The 22153-nt window shown below is 54.7% G+C and carries 20 protein-coding genes and 1 pseudogene; 6 read left to right on the top strand and 15 right to left on the bottom strand.

Going from position 1 to position 22153, the window contains the following annotated elements:
• Positions 1–178: 178 nt before the first annotated feature.
• The 3 genes from BGLCM_RS04970 to BGLCM_RS04960 all read left to right on the top strand — a co-directional run bounded on the left by BGLCM_RS04970 (position 179) and on the right by BGLCM_RS04960 (position 2384).
• The gene (locus BGLCM_RS04970) at positions 179–814 is read left to right on the top strand and encodes an HAD family hydrolase (RefSeq protein ID WP_006294147.1); all 636 of its coding nucleotides are present in this window, start codon (positions 179–181) and stop codon (positions 812–814) included.
• 288 nt (positions 815–1102) lie between these two features.
• Positions 1103–1447: a winged helix-turn-helix transcriptional regulator gene (locus tag BGLCM_RS04965; RefSeq protein WP_044085000.1), complete on the top strand. Its 345-nt coding sequence runs from the start codon at positions 1103–1105 to the stop codon at positions 1445–1447.
• Positions 1448–1484: 37 nt separating this feature from the next.
• A complete protein-coding gene (locus BGLCM_RS04960) occupies positions 1485–2384 on the top strand; it encodes an ADP-ribosylglycohydrolase family protein (protein WP_006294145.1) in 900 nt (299 codons plus the stop codon).
• A gap of 262 nt (positions 2385–2646) precedes the next feature.
• Here BGLCM_RS04960 and pyrE read toward each other — a convergent pair whose 3' ends face one another.
• The 10 genes and pseudogenes from pyrE to BGLCM_RS04910 form a co-directional block, all read right to left on the bottom strand.
• Positions 2647–3342 (bottom strand): orotate phosphoribosyltransferase, encoded by a 696-nt coding sequence (gene pyrE / locus BGLCM_RS04955; protein ID WP_044084999.1) that lies wholly within the window; start codon positions 3340–3342, stop codon positions 2647–2649.
• A 44-nt stretch (positions 3343–3386) separates the two neighbouring features.
• Complete coding sequence (locus tag BGLCM_RS04950; protein WP_044085083.1) at positions 3387–4349, bottom strand: dihydroorotate dehydrogenase; 963 nt, start codon at positions 4347–4349, stop codon at positions 3387–3389.
• Between the two features lie 20 nt (positions 4350–4369).
• On the bottom strand, positions 4370–5185 hold the full coding sequence (locus tag BGLCM_RS04945) for a dihydroorotate dehydrogenase electron transfer subunit (protein WP_006294142.1): 816 nt from the start codon (positions 5183–5185) through the stop codon (positions 4370–4372).
• Positions 5186–5240: 55 nt separating this feature from the next.
• Complete coding sequence (gene pyrF, locus BGLCM_RS04940; protein ID WP_006294141.1) at positions 5241–6191, bottom strand: orotidine-5'-phosphate decarboxylase; 951 nt, start codon at positions 6189–6191, stop codon at positions 5241–5243.
• Positions 6184–7671 carry a dihydroorotase gene (locus tag BGLCM_RS04935; RefSeq protein WP_006294140.1) on the bottom strand — a complete coding sequence of 496 codons (1488 nt, stop codon included), beginning with the start codon at positions 7669–7671 and terminating at the stop codon, positions 6184–6186. Before BGLCM_RS04935 ends, pyrF begins: the two co-directional genes overlap by 8 nt.
• Entirely contained in the window at positions 7671–8117 is a 447-nt protein-coding gene (locus BGLCM_RS04930) for an aspartate carbamoyltransferase regulatory subunit (protein ID WP_006294139.1), read from the bottom strand. Before BGLCM_RS04930 ends, BGLCM_RS04935 begins: the two co-directional genes overlap by 1 nt.
• On the bottom strand, positions 8117–9088 hold the full coding sequence (gene pyrB, locus BGLCM_RS04925) for an aspartate carbamoyltransferase (RefSeq protein ID WP_044085080.1): 972 nt from the start codon (positions 9086–9088) through the stop codon (positions 8117–8119). The genes BGLCM_RS04930 and pyrB overlap by 1 nt, the downstream gene beginning before the upstream one ends.
• Before the next feature lie 213 nt (positions 9089–9301).
• Entirely contained in the window at positions 9302–12430 is a 3129-nt protein-coding gene (locus BGLCM_RS04920; RefSeq protein ID WP_006294137.1) for a bifunctional [glutamine synthetase] adenylyltransferase/[glutamine synthetase]-adenylyl-L-tyrosine phosphorylase, read from the bottom strand.
• Positions 12431–12641: 211 nt separating this feature from the next.
• Positions 12642–12911 carry a hypothetical protein gene (locus BGLCM_RS04915; RefSeq protein ID WP_006294135.1) on the bottom strand — a complete coding sequence of 90 codons (270 nt, stop codon included), beginning with the start codon at positions 12909–12911 and terminating at the stop codon, positions 12642–12644.
• A 120-nt stretch (positions 12912–13031) separates the two neighbouring features.
• Positions 13032–13994: pseudogene (locus tag BGLCM_RS04910) on the bottom strand (ABC transporter permease subunit); the annotation flags it as partial.
• Here BGLCM_RS04910 and BGLCM_RS08505 point away from each other — a divergent pair.
• Together BGLCM_RS08505 and BGLCM_RS04905 are read left to right on the top strand one after the other, a co-directional pair.
• Positions 13957–14136, top strand: coding sequence for a hypothetical protein (locus BGLCM_RS08505; protein WP_006294129.1), 180 nt, complete (start codon positions 13957–13959; stop codon positions 14134–14136). The pseudogene BGLCM_RS04910 and the gene BGLCM_RS08505 overlap by 38 nt on opposite strands.
• A 101-nt stretch (positions 14137–14237) precedes the next feature.
• Positions 14238–15197: an ATP-binding cassette domain-containing protein gene (locus BGLCM_RS04905; protein ID WP_069187321.1), complete on the top strand. Its 960-nt coding sequence runs from the start codon at positions 14238–14240 to the stop codon at positions 15195–15197.
• A gap of 85 nt (positions 15198–15282) precedes the next feature.
• Here BGLCM_RS04905 and metF read toward each other — a convergent pair whose 3' ends face one another.
• The 5 genes from metF to BGLCM_RS04880 all read right to left on the bottom strand — a co-directional run bounded on the left by metF (position 15283) and on the right by BGLCM_RS04880 (position 21363).
• The gene (gene metF / locus BGLCM_RS04900) at positions 15283–16185 is read right to left on the bottom strand and encodes a methylenetetrahydrofolate reductase [NAD(P)H] (protein ID WP_006294127.1); all 903 of its coding nucleotides are present in this window, start codon (positions 16183–16185) and stop codon (positions 15283–15285) included.
• A gap of 109 nt (positions 16186–16294) precedes the next feature.
• On the bottom strand, positions 16295–18595 hold the full coding sequence (metE, locus tag BGLCM_RS04895) for a 5-methyltetrahydropteroyltriglutamate--homocysteine S-methyltransferase (RefSeq protein WP_006294126.1): 2301 nt from the start codon (positions 18593–18595) through the stop codon (positions 16295–16297).
• Between the two features lie 155 nt (positions 18596–18750).
• Positions 18751–19245, bottom strand: a complete 495-nt coding sequence (locus BGLCM_RS04890; RefSeq protein ID WP_081450365.1) for a SixA phosphatase family protein — start codon at positions 19243–19245, stop codon at positions 18751–18753.
• A gap of 53 nt (positions 19246–19298) precedes the next feature.
• Positions 19299–20402 (bottom strand): tRNA (adenine-N1)-methyltransferase, encoded by a 1104-nt coding sequence (locus BGLCM_RS04885; RefSeq protein WP_006294124.1) that lies wholly within the window; start codon positions 20400–20402, stop codon positions 19299–19301.
• Positions 20403–20493: 91 nt separating this feature from the next.
• On the bottom strand, positions 20494–21363 hold the full coding sequence (locus tag BGLCM_RS04880; protein ID WP_148401518.1) for an ABC transporter ATP-binding protein: 870 nt from the start codon (positions 21361–21363) through the stop codon (positions 20494–20496).
• Positions 21364–21571: 208 nt separating this feature from the next.
• Here BGLCM_RS04880 and BGLCM_RS04875 point away from each other — a divergent pair, with 208 nt between their 5' ends.
• Positions 21572–22090: a peroxiredoxin gene (locus BGLCM_RS04875; RefSeq protein ID WP_148401517.1), complete on the top strand. Its 519-nt coding sequence runs from the start codon at positions 21572–21574 to the stop codon at positions 22088–22090.
• The last annotated feature ends 63 nt before the right edge of the window (positions 22091–22153 follow it).

Below are 22153 nucleotides of genomic sequence, written 5' to 3'. Positions count from 1 at the left end.
GAGGCGTTGCAGTCAATTCCTGCAATGATGACAACGTTATCATATTGTGTTGTACTATCTCAATGCACAACCGTTTTCCAAGCAACATGCACTGTTGCGCTAGACTCAACAACCGTTGATGACTTACTGGTGTCGGAACACTGTCCGGCCCACATTGCGTTCAAGGAGGGTTCGTGGTATGACCGCTTCCCAGTCCCCTATCACTGATATCGTATTCGATTTTTGTGGCGTGCTTGTCAACTGGCAGTGCCGTGCCGCGTTGGAAGGCCGCTATGATCCGGACCTTGTGGATCGCATTTGTGCCGATGACGATCTGCTTGGCTTCTTCCATTACGAAGATTTGATGGATGGTGGCATGCTGCTTGAGGATGTGCTGCCGATTATCGCTCGTGAGCAAGGTGCCGATATTGCTGAGGTCTATCGGGATTACATCGCCCATTATGGTGACGCGCTGCCCTCACTGATCGATGGCAGCCTGGAGTTACTCGAGGATTTAGATAAGGCTGGTTACCGGTTGTGGGGTTTGACAAACTGGTCCGGAGAGACTTTCCATTTCGCATTTGAACGCTTCCCCGAGCTTGCTGAACACCTACGCGACACTATCGTTTCAGGCACGGAGCGGCTACATAAACCTGAGGCCCCGATTTATGAACTCGCCATCGCCCGTTTTGACCTCGACCCTGCACGTTCCGTTTTTCTTGACGACACCGTACGCAACGTTGACGGCGCACGTGCCGTGGGATTCAACGGACTTGTTTTTTCTACTTCCGCTCAAGCGCGCAATGACCTTCGTAAGCTCGGCGTGACCTGCTGATTCGATTTGAGGTTAACCATCAATCCAAGACTGCGATGTGCACTGTCATGATGGCTTGCCGTACGACGTCATCAGACAATAACCGAGTAATAGCAGAAACGGTATCGGTGCAGCCATTCATGGATATTCGCGAGTGGCTGCGTCATGGGGTATCGCGTTGGCACTCAATCAGACCCCTGCTTTCGGTGCTTATTTATGCTAACGCAAAGTTGAGGCATAGGCTGGAACAGTGTGATGAGACACTTACTATTCGTAAGTATATATATTTTCGTATGTTACAATAGCGACATGGCAGACATTGATATTTTTGATAAAAACTGCCCTACGCGGTTCAGCCTTTCGGTGATAAGCGGCAAATGGGGCATGTTGATTATCCTCGCGCTTTCGCGCGAATCATTACGATTCAGTGAAATTGTGCGCACCGTTGGTGGTATCAGTGAGCGCATGGCGTCACAAACGTTGCGTTATCTTGAGCGTGACGGTGTGGTGCGTCGCAGTGTGGTGCAGCATGCGAAGCCGCCGCAGGTATATTACAGACTGACTTCGTTGGGTCGTGCCTTCGTCACTCCCCTATCGGACCTGGTACGCATTGCCAATGATCACGTGGATGAGTTGGTGTATCGTCGTGAATGAGCGGCGCAGTGTTGCGCTGTATGTGTGAGGTGTTGGTATGTTTGGTGCGATTGTTGGCGATATTGTCGGTTCGAGGTTTGAGCATTCTCCTATTAAATCGAAGGATTTTGCGTTGTTCACCGATGAATGCAGGTGTACTGATGATTCGGTTATGACATGCGCGATTGCCGAGGGAATCATGAACGGTGGCGATGATGATGATTTCATTGACGCGTTGAAGAAGTATGGGCGTATGTTTCCATCGGTTGGCTATGGTGCGCGGTTCATGCGTTGGGTATTTTCTGATTCTCGCAAACCTATCGGTAGTTTCGGCAATGGTTCAGCGATGAGGGTTTCGCCGTGCGCGTGGGTTATGGATTGCGGGTTTTTGGCGCGTACAGGTTTTTTGCCAATTGTTGGTCGTGAGTTGGCTGAGCGTTCGATTAAGGTCACGCATGATGATGAGCGTGGTGTTAAGGGTGGTATGGCGGTTGCGGATTCAATTTTTCTTGCACGCTATTATTTCGGTGGCTGCCATGATGAATGGACGCATAGTATCGCTGATAATCCACGAGAGTGCAAGCGGCGTATCCAGGATTTCGTCATTCGTCATTATGGATATAATTTGGATCTTTCACTTGATAGGATTCGTCCATCGTACCGTCTTGATGCGTCGTGTCAGGGTTCGGTTCCTGAGGCAATTGTGTGCTTTCTTGAGAGCGTAGATTTTGAGGATGCATTGCGTAATGCTGTTTCATTGGGTGGCGACAGTGATACGCAGGCGGCAATCGCGGGCAGTATCGCTCATGCGGCGTACGGCATTCCTGACGATATCGCGAAGCGTGCGTTGGAGTTTGTTCCTAGTCCGTTGCGTGATGTTTTGGAACGTTGGAATGACTATTACCACCCTTATGACAATCCACATCTATTCTTTGAGCACCACCCACGCAAAGAATGATGATCATGAACGCAATCTGTTGTTTATTGATAATTTAGGCGCATGAATTGATATTCTGCATTAATTTTATATTTACAAATTCTTCATGACTATTGCAACGAATTTCAGTCTGTCAATCGGTTAACAACACTCATTTTTCGCATGTGGAGTTGTATTATTCCTAGTCTCACACATATACGTACACACGAAAGACGAATGGTGCCTACTTTGGTTATTCTGCTGAGTAACCAAAGTAGGCGTCGTGTGGTGCTCTATTATCGTGTTACGCGCCGTATTGCGTCAGGTATGCGTCCGCGGCTTGTGCGATTTCATCGTTGACGTAGGGTTCACCTTCGTCGTTGGTCAGTTCGCGCCCTGCGGCGAAGATTTCCTTGACGTTCGCGATCGCATAGACGCCGAAACCGAATTCACGGCTGACATCCTGAACGGCGGACAGATTGGAGTCCTTCGTTTTTTCCATGCGGTCAACCGACAGGATCAGTCCGACAATGTTGATGTCGGCTTGCGCCTTGAGTTTCGGCACGACTTCACGCACTGCGGTACCGGCTGTCATCACGTCGTCAACGAGCAGCACGTTCATGCCGTCCTCAAGCGGCTTGCCGACCATCGTGCCACCGTCGCCATGGTCTTTTTTCTCTTTGCGGTCGAACGTGTATCCTACGGTCGACCCATGGTTGAGCTCAAGCGCGATCGAGGTTGCTACAGCGAGTGGAATGCCTTTGTATGCGGGACCGAAAATCGTGTCAATACGCGTTGAAAGATGCCCATTGACAATTTCAGCTTGGATTTTTTCCGCGTAAAAAGCGCCAAGTGTCGCGATCTTCCTGCCATCGTTGAACGCACCAGCATTGATGAAATATGGTGAGCGTCGTCCTGATTTGAGTGTGAAGTCGCCGAATTTAAGCGCTTGTGATTCAAGCAGGAATTGGGTGAATCGACGGTCGAGCGGTTCGGACATTACGGTTCCTTTCAATTGCATGGTCGTTGCGTCGTTGTGGCGGTTCAACGCCACGTGCCGCCCTTGGCCAATGTGTGAGCCAGGTCAGGACGTTCGTCGAGCAGCAGTTCCAGTTCTCGAGCCACACGAATCGGTGCTGTCGGATCGAGCAACGCGGCACCACCCACTTCCACAGCATTGGCGCCCGCATACAGGTATTCCAAAGCCTTTTCACCCGAATCAATGCCGCCGATACCAATGATCGGCACATCCGGCAGTACGCTGCGTACACGCCAAACACAAGCCAATCCCACAGGGAACACAGCTGGTCCTGACAAACCGCCCGTGACATGTTCAATAATCGGTTCGCCCGTGTTGATATCGATACGCATGCCTAGCAGCGTGTTAATCATGCTCAACGCATCCGCTCCTGATTCCACAGCTGCGCGCGCAATCAGCGTGATATCAGTAACATTGGGTGTGAGCTTGACAATCATCGGTTTGTCGGTTAGCTTGCGCAAACGCGTAATCAAACGGCTCAACGCCACAGGATCAGTGCCAACGGAAATGCCACCAGCCGACACGTTCGGACAACTCACGTTAATTTCCAACATATCAGCGTCACAGTCGGCAAGCTTGGCCACCACTTCGGCATACTCGTCATCACTATGACCGGCGACATTCGTCACCACAGTGGCTCCAGCCGCTTTAAGTTTCGGCAGTTCATCCACGAGATACGTATCAACACCAGGATTTTGCAAACCCACAGCATTGACCGTACCCGCCGGCGATTCAGCCGTACGCACACCCGGATTACCCTCCCACGGCACCGGTGACACACCTTTCGTACTGACCGCGCCCAACTGGCTGACATCATAAAAATAGCGTACAGCCGCATATTGGAACGTGCCCGACGCGGTGCCCACAGGGTTTTTCCACGGCACCCCGGCCACCACAGTGCTGTGACGCCACTGATGTGGCGCATACAAGTTCATGTCGTCATTGTGCGAGGGGTTCATATCAGTCATCGTTGTATTCTCCGCTTTGTTCACTCGTTCCAACCCATGTCCTCAGCGCGGAACACAGGACCATCCGAACATACTTTCTTACGACCGTCCTTCGTGTCGACCGTACAGACCACACACGTGCCATACCCGCATCCCATACGCTGCTCCATGCTGACTTGGCATGCAATGCCACGGTTACGCGCCCAAGCGGCCACAGCTTTCATCATGCCCAACGGGCCACATGTCAAAATGATGTGCTCACGCGAATCCTGGCTCAATGCGGGTTCCAAACGATCCAGCAACGTCACCACATTGCCTTGCGACTCGTCGATACTCAACAGTTCATCGGCATACTGGTCAACAAACGCATCGGCAAAATGCTCATCCCGATACCCAAACACAGCCGTACAAGAAACGTTGTCGCGGGCAGCAAGATCCTGAGCCGTCTTGATCAGCGGCGGCACTCCCAATCCGCCGCCAACCAGAATGTAATGGGCATCAGCCTTGACTTGGAAAGGCCGACCCAACGGGCCGAGCATGTCCACCATATCCCCCGCTTGGAGATTGGCAAATATTTCCGTGCCATAGCCCACCACAGCGAACATCACTGACACCTGATCACCATTGACTTCACTGACACCAAACGGACGTGGCGCCGAATGCAACGGATCAGGCGTGAACAGGTTGACAAACTGCGCGCCCTTGGCATGCTGCGCCGTATACGCGTCCGTGAACGTCAACCGCACCACACCATCGGTAAGATGCTGAACCTCGGTAATGGGCACACGGCGTCGCGCCGGCACAAAACCGGCTTCACAGGCTTGGCTGACCGTTTGAGTGAACATGGGGGTGGCCATGAGAGGATAATCCCTTTCTATAGGTTGATGTGATGGCATGACAGTACTGCACAGGTCAAGGCAACATGGCGCGCAGGTCATCACGCATGTCCATGGCGGCTTGCCTGGCGCAACGCGCCACAATGTCAAGAGCGGTTGACGCATTCACATCGTCACTGTAGGACGGATCATCGCGCCATGCACCAATGATTCCACGCGACGAGTTCACAATGGCACCCATGCCATCAGCGTCGAACATGCCTCGCACCGTGGCCGCCGTACCGCCCTGGGCACCGTAGCCAGGAACCAGGAAGAACGTGTGCGGCATGCGTGCTCGCAGCTCACTCCCCTGCTGCGGATGCGTGGCTCCCACCACGGCGCCAAGCAGCGAATACCCATGACGGCCAATATGGTCGGCACCCCACTGCGACACCAAGTCAGCAACATGCTCATAAAGTTTGGCTCCATCAGCCAATTCAAGTTCCTGGATTTGCGCACTTGATGGGTTTGACGTGCGCACGAGCGCGAACACATCCCCATCCGATGCCGCAGCCGCCTCAACAAACGGTGTGATACCGTCGGAACCCAAATACGGGTTGACCGTAATGCCGTTTTCATGCCATGCGTCGCCAAGACAATCATCGCCAAAATGCTTGGCATAAGCGGCCGCCGTTGAACCGATGTCACCACGTTTGATATCGCCCAGCACGTATAGTCCCTGCTGTTGCGCATATTCACAAGTCATCGTGTACGCATCCACACCTGCGGGACCAATGGCCTCATACATTGCAATCTGCGGTTTGACCGCAGGAACAATATCAGCCACAGCATCAATGATGGCGCAATTGAATTGGAAATACGCCATGGCCAACGCGGCCGCAGGCGCTTGGCTCTCATCATCGACAGCATTCGTGGCTTCCTCCGTGTATGCGGCAAGCACCGGAGCCGGAACCAACGCTTCGGTGGGATCCAACCCCACAATGCTCGGATTCTGCGCTTGCTCAATGGCGTCAATAAGCTTATCCATGCTGCTCCTCTTCTTGCTGGATGCCTTGTGCGACAGCGAACAGTGGCGCTGTGCCCGGTATGCGTGTGAAAGTGGCTTGGCCATCAACAATGGTGGCCATGGGCCGTCCCGTGACCTGCCATCCTGCGAACGGTGTGTTGCGTGCCTTTGACAAGAATTCGTCGGGTTGTACGCTCCACGAGCATTGCGTGTCCAACACGACCATATCCACGCGTGCAGTGTCTTCCATCGTGGTCAGGTCAAGACGGCGCCGTGGCAGGCCGACCAGTTCCGACCCATGCTGTTCCAGCAACGCGGGAATATCAACAGCCTGGCGTCCCATGAGCTGATGCGGGTTTACGCTCATCAATTCAATAAGGCGTTCCTCAGTAATGATGCCGGTGCTCACCAATGCCTGATGGCACACGCCGTAGGCACATTCCAAGCCGATAATGCCGTTGGGAGCGTCAAGGAAGCCAAGCTGCTTTTCCTCCAGCGTATGCGGAGCGTGGTCGGTGGCGATCATGTCGACCGTGCCATCGGCGATGGCATCCAACACGGCTTGCCGGTCCGCTGCCGAACGCAACGGCGGATTCATCTTGGCCAACGTGCCATATTCAAGCAACGATTCGTCACATAAGGCGATATAGTGTGGCGCAGTCTCACACGTGACCGGCAATCCCTCGGCCTTCGCTTGGCGGATGGCATCGAACGCAATAGCCGTGCTGATGTGCTGGAAATGCACATGCAATCCCGTGCGGCGTGCATGTTCAATATCACGAGCAACAATGGCCAATTCCGTATCTTCCGCAATGCCAGGCACGCCAAGTTCACGTGCCACAGGCCCATCATTGACCGCACCCGTGTCATGGTGTTCGCAATGCTCAATCAGATACAGGCCCAAATCCTCAATGGTAGCGAACACGTCATCGAGCACGGCGGTGGGAACAGCCGCCCCATCATCACTGACTGCGGTGACGGGATGCGCCAACTGAGCTGCAGTATGCTGCGCCGCATTGGCACGAAGATAAGGGCGAATATCCGCGGCGTCAATCGATGCTGCGCCAGCCCGACCTTTGGTGGCGCTCACACACAGGTCATAATGCACAGGAAGCTGCACATCATGAATCGTGTCGTATTGCTGCAAATAGTCGATGACGTTGATGCATCCGGCATCAAGCACCTCTTGAGCACCCGGTTGGCCTTCCACGACAGGTCGACCATCCATGGCCGGTTCGGTGTTAGGCATGATCAACACTTGCGTGTATCCGCCAGACGCCGCCGCCCTCGTGCCGGTCATCATGTCTTCTTTATAGGTTTGCCCCGGATCTCGAAAATGCACGTGCGGATCAGCCAAACCTGGAGCGAGTGTGAACGCCGTGGCATCAATGGCAAGGTCGGCAACATCCTGGCCTTCAGCAGTCCGTGTGGCTGTAGGCACTACGAGGTCAATACGCTCCCCTGTGTTCCACACACGGATATTCGTCAATGTCAATGCCATCAGAACTTCGCCTCTTCATCACAATAATCGCAACGGTATTCACCACGAGGCGTATCCATGCGATGGAACCGTTGCACCAAGCCGCGTTCACTGGTCGTGACACAACGCGGGTTGCCGCAAGTGATGATATTGACCACATGGTCAGGCATCGTAGGATGCAATTTCTTACGGATTTCACCGCCTTGCACCACATCGACCGTGGCCTGAGGCGCCACGAGACCGAGCACATTCAAATCAATGTCGTCCACGCCCGTGCACCCTTGATGCCGTTGTTGGCTTTCGATCTTGATCATGTCTTTGGTACCGAACTTGTGCGATGGTGCGTTCATGATCAACGCCAACCGTGTATGCGCGGGATCAATGGCCAGATATTCCAGCACTTTGAGTGCTGTACCGGCTGGCACATGGTCGATGATGACCCCGTCTTGAATGCTCGTAACTTGCATCAGGCTGCAATCTCCTTCCCTACTGCCGGCTCGTATCCAGGCAATGTATCACCCAATACGCTGCTTTCCAATGCCATGCGCATGAGCATGCCGTTGCGCACCTGTTCAAAATAGGCGGCACGAGGATCGGCATCCACATCCACGGCGATCTCATTGACTCGTGGCAGCGGATGCAGCACGGCCATGGATGGTTTGGCGAGCGCTAGTTTGGCCGCGTCGAGGATGTATGTGTCGCGTAAACGCAGATAATCATCTTCGTTGAAGAACCGTTCTTTTTGTACGCGGGTCATGTAGAGCACGTCCAGATCGCCGATTACTTCAGTCAGGTCGCGCACTTCAACATAGCTGCAGGTGGGTGACGCGTCGATACGGTCGAGTACGTAGCGTGGGGTGACTAGTTCCTCGGGGCTAATGAGTACGAAACGTACGTGGCCGAAACGGCATAGGGTTTCGATGAGTGAGTGGACTGTGCGACCGAATGTAAGGTCGCCGCACAAGCCGATGGTTACGTCGTCTAAACGGCCGAAGCGTGATTGGATGGTCAGTAGGTCAGCCAGTGTTTGTGTTGGATGCATATGGCCGCCGTCGCCTGCGTTGATGACTGGTACATCGTATGGGGCGGCCGCTTCGGATGCGATTAGGGCGGCGCCTTCTTTGGGGTGGCGGATGGCGATGATGTCGGCGTAGCATGACACGGTTTTGACTGTGTCGGCGATGGATTCGCCTTTGGTGACTGAGGCGAGTTGGGCGCCGGCGAAACCGATGGTTTTGCCTCCTAAACGCAGCATGGCTGTTTCAAAGCTCAACCGTGTGCGTGTGCTGGGTTCATAAAATAAAGTGGCGAGCACTCTGCCATCGCAGGTGTGCGCCACTTGGGTTCGATGCGTGTCAATATATGCCGCTTTTCGCAACAATGCGCGGATTTCGTTGACTGACAGGTCATCCAACGACACGACATTTCTGCCGACCATGGAAATTGCATCGGGCGTTGCGCCCTGACCGTTCACGATGGACAAGTGTTCACCTTCCGATAGGCAACCAGATGTGGCAATGGTCGCTGTGACCGCATTCACCATAACAGACACCCCCCGTCATTGTAACGGGCATGTTCGCATAGCGTCCATGCCTATGGAACATGCCTGGTGGCTGTGTCAGCCGCTATGCATGCAGTTGGTTTGGTCGGCTTATTCCTGTTCGGCGGGCATGCCATAGAACACTCGTTCCGTGACGTCGCGAGCGCGGCGCATTACGGCGAGGATGTCGTTTTCGAATCGTTGTCCTTGATTGGCGTCGTATCCCAAGTACACGGCGATGCCGCCTAGGGAATACAGGTCGTCGGGTAGGATGTCGGCTTGTGTGGCGCGTCCGCTCCAGAGGAAATTGCCGTTGCGTGCTGCTGTGCACATGGTCCATGAGCGGCGTAACGCTTCGGCGTCTGTGGGTTCGATTAATGCGTTTTGTTCTAGTTCGTTCAAGGCTTGCATAGTGGATTGCGTGCGTAGGTCGGTGTCTGTTCCGGCGTGTTGCAGTTGTAGGAGTTGTATGGTCCATTCGACATCGGATAAGCCGCCTTTGCCGAGTTTGAGGTGGCGTTCGCGGTGGACGCCGCGTGGTAGTCGTTCGGCTTCCATGCGTGCTTTGAGTTTGCGTATTTCCGCGAGTTGTGTGTCGTCCAATGGTGTGGTCGGATAGCGTAGTGGGTTGGCGATGTGTTCGAGGAAGTCTTGGGCGAGTTGGGCGTCGCCTGCCACGTATCGTGCGCGTAACAATGCTTGGTGTTCCCATGTGCTGGCCCATGTACGGTAGTATTCTTCGCAACTGGCGTATGAGCGTACCAACGGGCCGTTTTTGCCTTCGGGGCGCAAATCCATGTCCAGTTCGATTTTGGGTTCCAATGATATGGGGCCTTGTACCATTTGGCGTAGTTTGTCTTGTACTTTGCGTGCGCATTGATGGGCTGCCGTGTCGTCGGCATTATGGTTGGGCCGGTAAATGATGATGACGTCGGCGTCGGAACTGAAGTTCACTTCTCGTCCGCCGTATCGGCCCATGCCGATGATGCTCATGACTGCTGGTGGTTCGTCCAATCCTTGTTCGCGTAGGTAATCGTTCATTGACCATTGCAATGCGGCTGCCAGTACGGCGTCATACACGTCGGTCATGCCGATTAGAGAGTCTTCCAGTGTGACGACTGCGTTCATCCAGCCTAAGCCGATGCGTTCGATTTCATGGCGGCGTAGCGCGCGCAATGCTGTGGCCGCTTCTTTCATTGCTGATGCGTGCCGTGTGATGATTGCTTGGCATTGCACGTCGAGTCTGTCTCTCGAACGTGGGGACAGTTGGGTGTCGTTGCCAAGCCATGTGATGGATTCCAATGATTTGTTGAGCGCGTCGCCGAGGAACCGTGAGTTGGATAGCACATGGCATAGTCGTCCGCATGCGGAAGGGTTGTCGCGTAAAAACCCTAGATACTCGTGTTCGCCACCGAAGTGTTCCTCGAGTTTGCGCCAATACAACAATCCCATGTCCGGGTTTTGACCGTTGCCAAGCCAATGCAATACTGCGGGCAGTAGGATCCTGTTGATTTTTGCCGCGCGTGTGATCCCTTCGGTCAATGCTCCTACGTGGCGCATGGCCGCTTCCGCATCGGCGAAGCCTACGGATTCGAAGCGTTCCACTGTGGCTTGTTCGGAAAGTCGGAATGGTTCGTCTCCTACGGAAGCGCTGATTGGCAGCATTGGTCGATAGTAGATATCCATGTGCAGCCGTCGGATTTCATGGCGTGTTTCGTCATAGCGTGCCACGAGTTCTTCGGCATGCATGTCGAATGATCGGGCCAAGCGCACCAGTTCGGCATTCATGTTGAGTGAATCGATGCTGATGTTGCGTTTGCGGTCCAATCCGCCTATGGACCCATTCCCCAGATCGGGGAACAAATGGGTGCGTTTCAACGCCCACATTTGCTGGCGGTGTTCCATGACGCGTTCAAAACGGTAATCCCAGCTGAGCCGTTTGGCTTGTTCACGCGACACGTAGCCACCGTCGGCCAACGCTTGCAATGATGCCAATGTGGCACTCGTATGTAAGGATTCATCCGTACGTCCGTGCACGAGCTGCAACATTTGTACGGTGAACTCGACGTCACGCAAACCGCCCTTGCCGAGTTTGATTTCGCGGTCTTTGAGTGCTGGCGCGATCAGGTCTTCGACGCGTTCGCGCATATGTTGGCAGTCCAGCACGAAGTTTTCGCGTTTGGATGCCGACCAGACGAATGGACGTGTCATGGCCATGTACGCATCGCCCAGACGTTGGTCGCCGGCGACGGGACGAGCTTTGAGCAATGCTTGGAACTCCCAGTTTTCCGCCCACTGCTCATAGTAGGCCTTATGTGATTCCAAGCGGCGTACGAGCACACCGTCCTTGCCTTCGGGACGCAACGCCCCGTCGATTTGCCAAAGTATCGGTTCGGATACGCCGGCGATCACGGATTGGCATACGCGTTGCAACAACGTGGCCATTTTGGTGCCGATACGCGTCAATTGCATGTTGGACACATGTCCTGGCGCATCCTCGTCGGTTACCAGCGGTTCGACCACATAAATCAAATCAACGTCGGACACATAGTTGAGTTCACGAGCCCCCAATTTACCCATGCCGATAATCGTGAACCGTACCAAAGCGCTCTGATCCACCTGGCCGTAAGCGATGGCGAGCGCGCCTTGCAAAGCCGCGTCGGCAAGGTCGGAGAGTTTGCGGCTGATTTGGGGTTGCAAGAAGATGGGATCATCGGCTGTGACATCCTGCGCCATGATCGCGGCGAGTTGTTCCCGGTATTGTGCGCGCAACGCGGTGGTCGCTTGTGCCAGATCGAGATGGCTGACGGGCCGCCCCTCATCATCGGGTTCAGCCTCAATACTGGTGAGCAGTGCTTGTCGACGTTCGTCAGCGTTCATGTCGCCATAATGATGCGGATCAGCGGCTGCCGCATCCACCAGTGCGGGGCGTGAACGCATGAGTTTGCCCATCGCGTCGGATGCGCCCAGGACTTGGATCAGTGTGGCGAAGTCGCGCATATTGCCGATACGGTCGGGCAGGTTGATGTTCTGGAATGATAACCCATGTTGAATATCGACCAAGGATTGCAATGCGGTATCGGGGTCGTCAGCTTTGACAAGCATGGCGATGATTGAGTCCAACTGTCCACAATCGTACCCGGCGGCGGATAGTTGCTCAAAATGCTGTTTCGCCTTGCTTACTTCTTGCAATCCTGCATGCAGTAGAGCGCGTGTGCTTATTGCCGTATCGTCATTCATACACTCCAGTAGTACACCATTGTTGTGTCAGAACATAGCAAGCACTGCAAGGACTGGTAGATACCGGAGGGGGCATGCGTATGCGACGTGGGCGTTGCCAACGGATGGAACGTCCACGTCGCATATGAGAGAAATAGAGAAGAAGAAGGAATCCAACGAACCGCTTGGAAAGGTTCCCTCATGGAACCTCAGTGCGCTGGCTGTACAGCAATTACGACTTGGGGTGAATAGCGGCTCCTTTCTGGGTGTGATCAGCAGTCTGGCCGGTCGTGTCGCCGACGCTGTGCGTGACCCAGCCTTTGACGGCGTTGACAGCGCAATACACGCATACGATCAGGATGCACAGCGAGAAAATGATGTTCGACCAGGTGAACAACGTGCCGTCAACCTGGGTTTGCACAATGTTTTGCACGAACCAAATGGCTGTGGCTACGCTGGTCAATGCGTACAGGCGGGCTCGGCTGGCGGCGTTGAGTTTCATGATGAATCCTTGAAGTCGTGGGACGTGATCTGATGCAGGTGAAGTTGGGGATATCTACCAGGTTATTGCGCACTGGCCTGTACTGCGCGGTTGGGTTTGCAGGCCGGTGCGCGAGGAAGGTCAGGCCTTCTTGCGCTTGGACATGATGTCGACAGCGACAGCGAGCAACAGGATGAGACCCTTGATTGTCTTGACGACTGCCGTGTCCACACCCATGATTGACAGGCCCTGGTTGATCACACCCATGACGAGTGCGCCAACCACAGCGCCCGGAATCGTGCCGACGCCACCGGTGACGGCTGTACCACCGATGAAGCAGGATACGATCGCGTCCATTTCGAATTCCATGCCGGTTTGGGCTGTGGCGGAAGCCAGACGGGACAGCACACACACGGCGGCGACAGCGGACAGGAAGCCCATGTGTACGAACAGCTTGAAATCAACGAGTTTCGTATTGATGCCCGAGAGAATGGCCGCCTTGCGATTGGCGCCCACGGCATAGACGTGACGGCCGAACACGGTGCGTGTCAGGATGAAGTTGTAAACGAACACGAGTACGGCGAGGATGACGAGCATGATCGGGATACCGCCTTGCGTGGCGTTGCCCGACAAGCCCAGCAGGTAAGTGACAACACCGATCAGCAGGATCGCAATGACAATCTTCGTGACAGCCAGGGCCATCGGTTCAGGAGTCAAACCGGCTTTGGCGACGCGCTGGCGACGACGCAGCTGGCAGTAGGCGAACACTACGGCGCATACGATACCGACCACAATCGTCAACCCGTCGAACAGACCCTACCAGCCGAAAATGTTCGGCAGGTAGTTCCTGGCGATGGCGCGGAATTCCGGAGAAGTGATCGGCACGGATTCACCGACGATGACCGTGGCCAAGCCGCGGAAGATCAGCATGCCGGCCAGTGTTGTGATGAAACCCGGGATGCCGACGTACGCGATCCAGAAGCCCTGCCAGCAGCCGATGACCAAACCGACCATGAGCGCGATGAGAATGGCAACAATCCAGTTGACACCTTGACGTTCCATAAGTATGGCGCAGACACCGCCCACGAACGCGACAATCGAACCGTTGTCGCAAGCGTTGCAACGGTTGCTGTTTCCCAATGTGCTCGACGTCATTGATGTGCTGCCCTCACGCTTCCCTATCAATGGGGCGGCCATCGGCGCTGCGCTCATGGCCGCCGAGGAAGCCAAGACCAATGCGCAGTAAGTATTAGTGGGCATGTGACATCATGCGGAACATGGCGACGCTGATGTGGAAAACGGGTAGAGTAAAGGGAATTGCACACATGTGCGGGGAGGGTCGGATACATGTCGGTACAACCGGTGATGTCACTCAAAGGCGTCAGCAAGCAGTTCGGGCATAATGAAGCGTTACGCTGCGTTGATGTTGACATCCACGCGCATGAGATCACGGCCATTGTGGGCGACAACGGTGCAGGCAAGACCACGTTGGTTCATGTCATTGCAGGCTTGATTCAACCCGATGCCGGCCATATTGAGTTGAACAATGAAACGGTGACCTTCACCTCCCCTAGGCATGCCACGCAATTGGGAGTGGCCGCCGTATTCCAAAATCCCGAGTTCTGCGACAACCTTGATGTTGCAGCCAATCTGTTCCTCGGCAATGAGTTGACCCAATACGGCGGCGTTCGTGACGACGATGCCATGCATAGGCAAGCCAGACAAGCATTGGACTCGTTATCCGCATCCATCAGTGCGAGTCGGGACATCAACTCACTGTCGGGAGGCCAACGCCAGAGCGTGGCGATAGCCCGCACACTGCTGCGCGATCCACACAGCATCGTGTTGGACGAGCCCACAGCGTCACTATCGGTGATCCAAACCGCGGAAGTGCTTGATTATCTCGTGCGGTTGCGCCGTCAAGGCCGCGCCATTGTCATGGTATGCCATAATCTGCCTGACGTGTTCGCTGTTTCCGACCGCATCATTGTCATGCGCCGAGAACTTGTGGTTGGTGAACATCTGACTGCACAAACCACTGAAATCAAGTCAAGTGACGGAACAGCAAAACAAATTCCAACAGCTCTCAGGCATTGCGTCCTGCAGCCTTGTGGTAATCCTCATGCTGTTGAACTTCGACATCGCGTCTTGGGTGGCGATCGGTGCGGTTATTGTTGGCGTGGTAATCGCGGCCATCCCCGTATGCAAACGCGGATTGCGCGAGCGCTTCCCGATGCTCAAGCCGGCACAACCGTCGTCTCCACTCAAACGCGGTCGCAAGCGTTGAACACGATTGAACATCATTGACGTATGACCTGCTTGACTGTCATCATCAGCCGGTCAGCCGGCCATACGGTTGAACAGTCGAGCAAGTCATGCGTCAACGTCCATGTCATGCCTGAGGTTGCTGGTCCGCCGTGAACAGGTCCTGCACGTTCGTCCAGATGCGCCGTGCCACCGCCGGACGGTTCATCGTATACAGGTGGATGCCATCCACGCCATGCGCGACCAGGTCGGCAATCTGTTGACTGGCGTATATGATGCCGGCTTGTTGCAAGGTTGCCGGATCATCCGACCAACGTGTGAGCATTTGTTCCACTGGTGCGGGGACTCGTGACGCGCACATGGAGGTCATGCGCCTGACTGATTTGGCGTTGGTGACAGGCATGATGCCCGCTTCAATCGGTACGGTGATGCCCGCGTCACGGGCCAAATCGAGGAAACGGTAATAATCATCGTTGTCATAGAACAATTGGGAAATCAAACGTGTGGCGCCCGCATCCACTTTGCGTTTGAGGTTATCGACGTCCTCTTGCAATGTTGATGCTTGAGGGTGTTTCTCGGGGTAACAGGCGCCAAGGATTTCCAAGTCGGGACGACGCTGGCGAATATATGCCGTCAAATCGCTGGCATGGGTGAACACGTTGACGGGTTCGCGATCGGGATTGCGGTCGCCGCGCAAAGCCAATATGCCGGACACGTGGGCGTCGTCGAACATCGCCAACGCCTCATCAACATCGTCGGCCGTCAAATATTGTGCGGTCAAATGTGCCACCGCGTTGATGCCGTATTCATGATGAATTGTATGGGCGATGCGGGCGGTGGCGGTACGGTCGGCCGATAGGCCTGTGCCGTACGTGACGGAAATGAAGTCGGGTTTCAGTCCGGTCAACCCGTCCAACGTGTCATAAATGGTGCCGACGGAAGCGTTGCGTTTGGGAGGGAACACTTCCAACGTAAAATGGGGTCGTGTCTCATGTTGATTCCGTTTCTCATAATCAAATCTGGTGTGCATCGGATGATGCATATGGCAACGGCTTCCCTATGTATGCCATCAGGGAAGCCGTTGTCTTAGCTGTCATGCGTGCATGTGCCGGAGCCTTGCCATAGTCGACTGCCTGGCGTCACAACATTGCGCGCGTGTGCCGGGCCGCTTCAACCAGATTGGCCAAGCTTGCCCAGGTTTCATGCTCGCCACGCGTTTTGAGACCGCAATCGGGATTGATCCACACTTGCTGCGCATCCATTTTGTCGAGAATCTGCGTGATGCGGTCCTCAATTTCTTCGACGGATGGGATACGAGGCGAATGGATGTCGTAGACACCTGGTCCCGCTTCGGTTTCGAATGCGGATTCCTGAATCGCGTCAAGCACGACCAAATCCCCACGCGAGGCTTCGAAACTGATCACATCGGCATCCATGGCATCGATATCGCGGATGATGTCGTTGAATTCCGAATAGCACATGTGCGTATGGATTTGCGTAGTGGGTTTGACCGCACTGTGCACGAGACGGAACGCAGGCACCGCCCAATCCAAATACTCACTATGCCAGTCATCGCGGCGCAGCGGCAGTTTCTCACGAAGGGCCGCCTCGTCAATTTGGATTACCGTGATGCCGGCGGCTTCCAAATCAAGCACCTCATCGCGAATGGCGAGCGCGAGCTGCTGGGTTTGTTCCTGCTTGCTGATGTCTTCACGCGGCCACGACCAGTTGAGTATGGTGACCGGTCCGGTCAGCATGCCTTTCATGGGCTTGTCGGTTTTGGATTGTGCGTAGGAGCTCCATTGCACTGTGATTGGACGTGCACGTGACACGTCGCTCCATACGATGGGTGGCTTGACGCAGCGTGTGCCATATGATTGCACCCAAGCGTTCTTGGTGAACAGGAAGCCGTTGAGGTTCTGGCCGAAGTATTCGACCATGTCATTGCGTTCGAATTCGCCGTGGACGAGCACATCCAGGCCGAGTTCCTCTTGGCGGATGATGGCGTCATCAATGCAGGTACGGATGAACTCGTCATACTCGTCCTGGGTGATTGTGCCTTTGCGTAGTTTGGCTCGTTCCGCGCGCACTTGGGCTGTTTGCGGGAATGATCCGATTGTCGTTGTGGGCAACAATGGCAGGTTCAACGCTTCATGCTGCAATGTACGGCGTTGGTTGCGCGCTGGATGTCGCACATAATCGTCATCGCCCAATGCGGCGATACGCTGCTTCACCGCCTCATCTGCGCTCACGCGTGAACCATCAAACAACGCTTGGTTGTCGGCCAATATGGCGCTGGTGCGGCGAGCGTCCTCGTCTGCTTGGGCCAAGTCCGCCAACGCTCGCAGTTCGCCGAGTTTTTCAACGGCGAATGCGAAATGGCGCAGCACGTCGTCGCCCAGTTGCGTTTCGCTGGCTGTACTAAAGGGCACGTGCAGCAATGAGCTTGCCGTGCTTACGGCCACATGGTCCGTCTTGGTGAGCAAGGCGTCGATCACACCAAGGCTTTGTGCGAAATCATTGCGCCAAATGTTGCGGCCATTGACCACGCCTGCGAACAGCGTGGTGTCTTGCGGTACGCCATGCTGTTGCACAGCCACCAGGTTTTGCTCTTTGCCTTCACACATGTCGAGGCCAATGCCGTCAAAGCCCAGTTCGCATACCGTGGCGTACACGTCGGCGATGTGGCCGAAGTATGTGTTGAGCAATACTTTGACGTCACCTTCACGTGCCGCCAGGATGCAGGCGTGCAAACGGCGGAACAATGCGATGTCGGCGTCACTCTTGTCCATTGCCAAAGCGGGTTCGTCAATTTGGATCCATGTGGCGCCCAATTCGGCAAAACGGCGCAGAATCTGTTCGTAGGCTGTGCTGATCTGTTCTTCCAACGCATCGGTGACCGTGATTTCTTCCGCATCGGCGCCACGCAGGAACTTCAAGAACGTGTAAGGGCCAATCAGCACGGGCTTGGTGTGGATGCCGGCTTCTTGCGCTTCCACGAACGCGTCGAACGGTGCAGTGCCGTTCAATTGGATTGACGTGCCTTGTTCATATTCAGGAACAAGATAGTGGTAGTTGGTGGTGAACCACTTCTTCATCGGCAATGCGGTCACGTCCCCATGCTCACCCTGGTAGCCGCGGGCCATGGCGAACATGGTCTCTTCAGGATTGTTGAAACCCAAGTCACGGTAGCGTTGCGGAATCACATTGAGCAGCATGGCCGTGTCGAGCATTTGATCGTAATAACTGAAATCATTGCTCGGAATTAAATCGATGCCCATGTCTTTCTGAAGCATCCAGTGTCGCATGCGCAGCTCATGACCCATAGCGACCACATCGGCAAGTGTGGCATTGCCCTTCCAATAGGCTTCAATGGTTTTCTTGAGCTCACGGTCGCCGCCGATACGCGGGAACCCTGACACTGATGTCAGAACGGTCATCTGTCCTCCGAATCATAATGGTGAATGATTGGGGGAAACACTAGCAATCCGGCCATATGCTAGCCTTATGCATCTCACATTATGATTGCCGGCATACCGTTATGCAAGCCATTGCGAGCTCAGCAACAGTGATGATATTGGTCGTTACCACTGGTTCAGTCGAAATCCTTGGGGCCCAACACCGCCAGTAATGTGGCCTGCCGCATATCCCATGATTTGAACGGGGCCGATGAGCCAAAAATTACGCAGGTCGCGGTAGGCAATCCCAGATTGAGCAGGTCAAGCAAATGCTGGTCGGAGGCGGGGTTGGCCAACCATTGGCTTGCCATCGACACGGTTGGCTCATGGCCAAGCACCATCAGCGTATGACGCTTCTCTTTGCAACCATGCAACGCGTCGAACACGGCTTGCATGCCATCGCCATACAAGCTTTTGTGCCAATCCACTTTGGGTTTGTCGCCAAAAGTTTTGAGCATGCGCATACAGGTTTGTTTGGCGCGTACAGCACTGGAACAGTCAATTTGATCAGGCACTAATCCCAATTCGCGCAACCCTTTGGCCATGGTCTTGGCTTGCTTGAGCCCTTTGTCGGTCAATTCGCGATTGAAATCCCCGCTGGCATGGAACGGTTCCGTCTTTGCATGGCGCATGATGACGAGCACATAATCTTGTTTACGGATAGCTTTGGCGAGCTTCTTCACATTCACCGCTCATGCTCCTTCACACTGATGCCGGGCTGGTCTGCTGGCTGGTCCGATTCTAACGCGTTCATCTGTCGTGTCAGATCACGAAGCACTTTCGACAACTTGCGATCGGAAATATCACGCAATTCCAAGTCTTCCAACCGTTCAGCGCGTTCTTGTGCCGTGAGCGAATCAACGTCGGTCATCGTGTCTTTGGTGGCGCGGTCACGTTTGCGCAACGCGTCAAACCCCGGTGCCATGGTACGGCTGATCACGAGGAATCCCGTGTGGCCGATCATCTGGTGGTCCGGGCGAATGGCCAAACCTGTCGCTTTCCAATTGCGTTCCAATGTTTCCTGGATTTGCGGTTCGGTCCAATGCCCCGATTCGCGCAACGCTTCAGCAAGACGGGAAATCTGGGTTGTTGTTGTCACATACGCACACAGTATGCCGCCAGGCGCAATCACACGATACGCTTGTTCCAAACGATTCCACGGATCGAGCATATCGAGCACAATACGGTCGTAGGAATGTTCAGGCAACGTGGCTGCGACCGAGTCAAAATCACCGGTCAACAAATGCCACCATGAAGGCTCACACCCGAAATACAGCGCGGCGTTCGACCAGGCGATACGCGCAAATTCAGGCCGCAGCTCAATGGTGGTCAACTGGCCGCGCTCATCAACGGCGTCAAGCAAATTGATGCTCATGGCACCCGAACCGGCACCGGATTCAAGCACGTTCATGCCTGAACGGATATCAGCCAGCTGAATGACTTGGGCGATATCCTTGGGATACATGATTTGGGCGCCTCGGGGCATCGACAACACATAATCAGCCAAACGCGGACGCATGACGGCAAACTGCCAACCGCCAATGGCGCGCGTGGCTTTCCACGGCTTGTTGGCGTCGCGCTCCGGATGGTTACTGTTGACCTGGGATTCACGCTTGCCAGTCACCGTGGTCACCACGATGCCTTCCGTGCGGCCAATCACATCATCATGCAAAATCAATCCATGTGAGGTTTGCGTACAACCTCCCGGCACCAGCTGATCGGTAATCTTATTGGATCTGCGGTCGGTAAACTGCACCTTCTCCCCTGCCTGCAAGGGTCCTCGACGCATGGACGCTCCTCCTTTGCCGCTGTGTCATACCGTATAGAGCGTAGCCCATGGCCACCACGAGCCACGTCACCACTACACGAAAACTTCCGCGTTAACGCACAAAAGCGCTAAAACGACCGTCACGCTCATGTACCTCAAGCGGCATGCCAAACAGTTGTGACAACCGTTCGGAAGTCAACCCTTCGGCAATTGGCCCCGCATACACAATCGTTCCGGCAGCCGGATCCGCACCGACTTGAGATTCACCAGTTTCACCACGACGGCCCATGATGGCGATATGGTCGAATCCTGGTGGAATTTCCTCAAGATGATGCGTGACGAGCACGATGGTGCGCTGATCCGCAGCTTGCGCCAATTCACGTAACGCACCAATCGTGGTTTCGCGACCTCCCAGGTCTAGACCGCTGGTCGGCTCGTCAAGAATCAACAAATCAGGATCGCCCATCAACGCGCGGCAAATCAGCACACGCGTGCGCTCCCCCTCGGAAAGCCGCACCATGGTCTTGCCTTCCAAATAGCCGATACCGAACCGTTGCATCAGCGAACGCGCCAACGCATACTGTTCCTCGCTATAGGTGTCACGCCAACGACCCGTCGTGGCCGTCACCGCCGTGACCACGGCATCAAGTGGATCTTCGAATTCAGGGATGGCGCGAGCTAGTTCCGCCGAACTCAACCCAATGCGATGCCGGTAGGAAAACACATTCACTTTGCCAAGCCGATTGCCCAGGATTTCAACCACGCCTTGCGAAGGGTACCCGCGGGACGCCATCATTGACACGAGCGTCGATTTGCCAATACCATTGGGGCCAAACAACACCCAACGCTGCCCCGTGGGAATCTCCAATTGCACATCAGAGAGAATCGTGCGGCCCTGACGGCGGAACCCCACATCCGTCAAACGCAGCGCCGTCGGATGCTCCATATTGATTGGCGATGATTGCAATGGTCCATCCATCATGACCTCCTGTCCGCTACCGTAAGCCGCAACAATCCCGTAGACACTCTTTGCCGAAATTCTTGGTATAAGTGAACTGTGATTGAGTGCCATTGTATCGACCGCCGCATGCTGATACGCGATAGTTCCTGAATGTCGGCTGGAAATCTTCGCAAGGTTCTCACCGCGCGTATTCATACGATTCCAAGGAACGGCACCGTAGGATATGACCATGACCAATAACACTATTGCAGGCGAAAAGCCTTCGTTTGAACATCCAGTCCACCTCAAGGCCGGCGAGAGCGCACCGAACTTCGAACTCGAATCCGACGAGTACAAGCACTATGCGCTCGCTGATTTCAAGCACCAGAACGTGGTGCTGTTCTTCTATCCGCAAGCCATGAGCAGCTTGTGCACGATTGAAGCCAAGGGCTTCCGTGACAACATGGAAAAGCTGAACAATCTGGGTTACACCGTGATCGGCGTTTCCGGCGACGGCGTTGACAAGCTGCAAGAGTTCCGTGAGAAGTACAATCTGAACTTCACGCTGCTCTCCGACCCGACCTATGAAGTGCATAAGCTCTATGGCACCGTGACTGAAACGCATGAAGACGGCAAGAAGCAGTTCCATACGGTGCGTTCCACGTTCGCCATCGGCAAGGACGGCAAGATTGAACTCGCCGAATATGACGTCAAAGTCGACAACCATATCAACGAGTTGATCCGTGACATCGAAAAGGTTGAGCGCTGAGACACCGCTGAACGTTTCACAAAACAAGCAAGGAGCCGGCTTCCCAATCGGGAAACCGGCTCC

It is taken from the genome of Bifidobacterium gallicum DSM 20093 = LMG 11596, assembly GCF_000741205.1.
Lineage (GTDB): Bacteria > Actinomycetota > Actinomycetes > Actinomycetales > Bifidobacteriaceae > Bifidobacterium > Bifidobacterium gallicum.
Note: the sequence above shows the minus strand (reverse complement) of the source record. Positions and strands in the feature narration are given on the sequence as shown.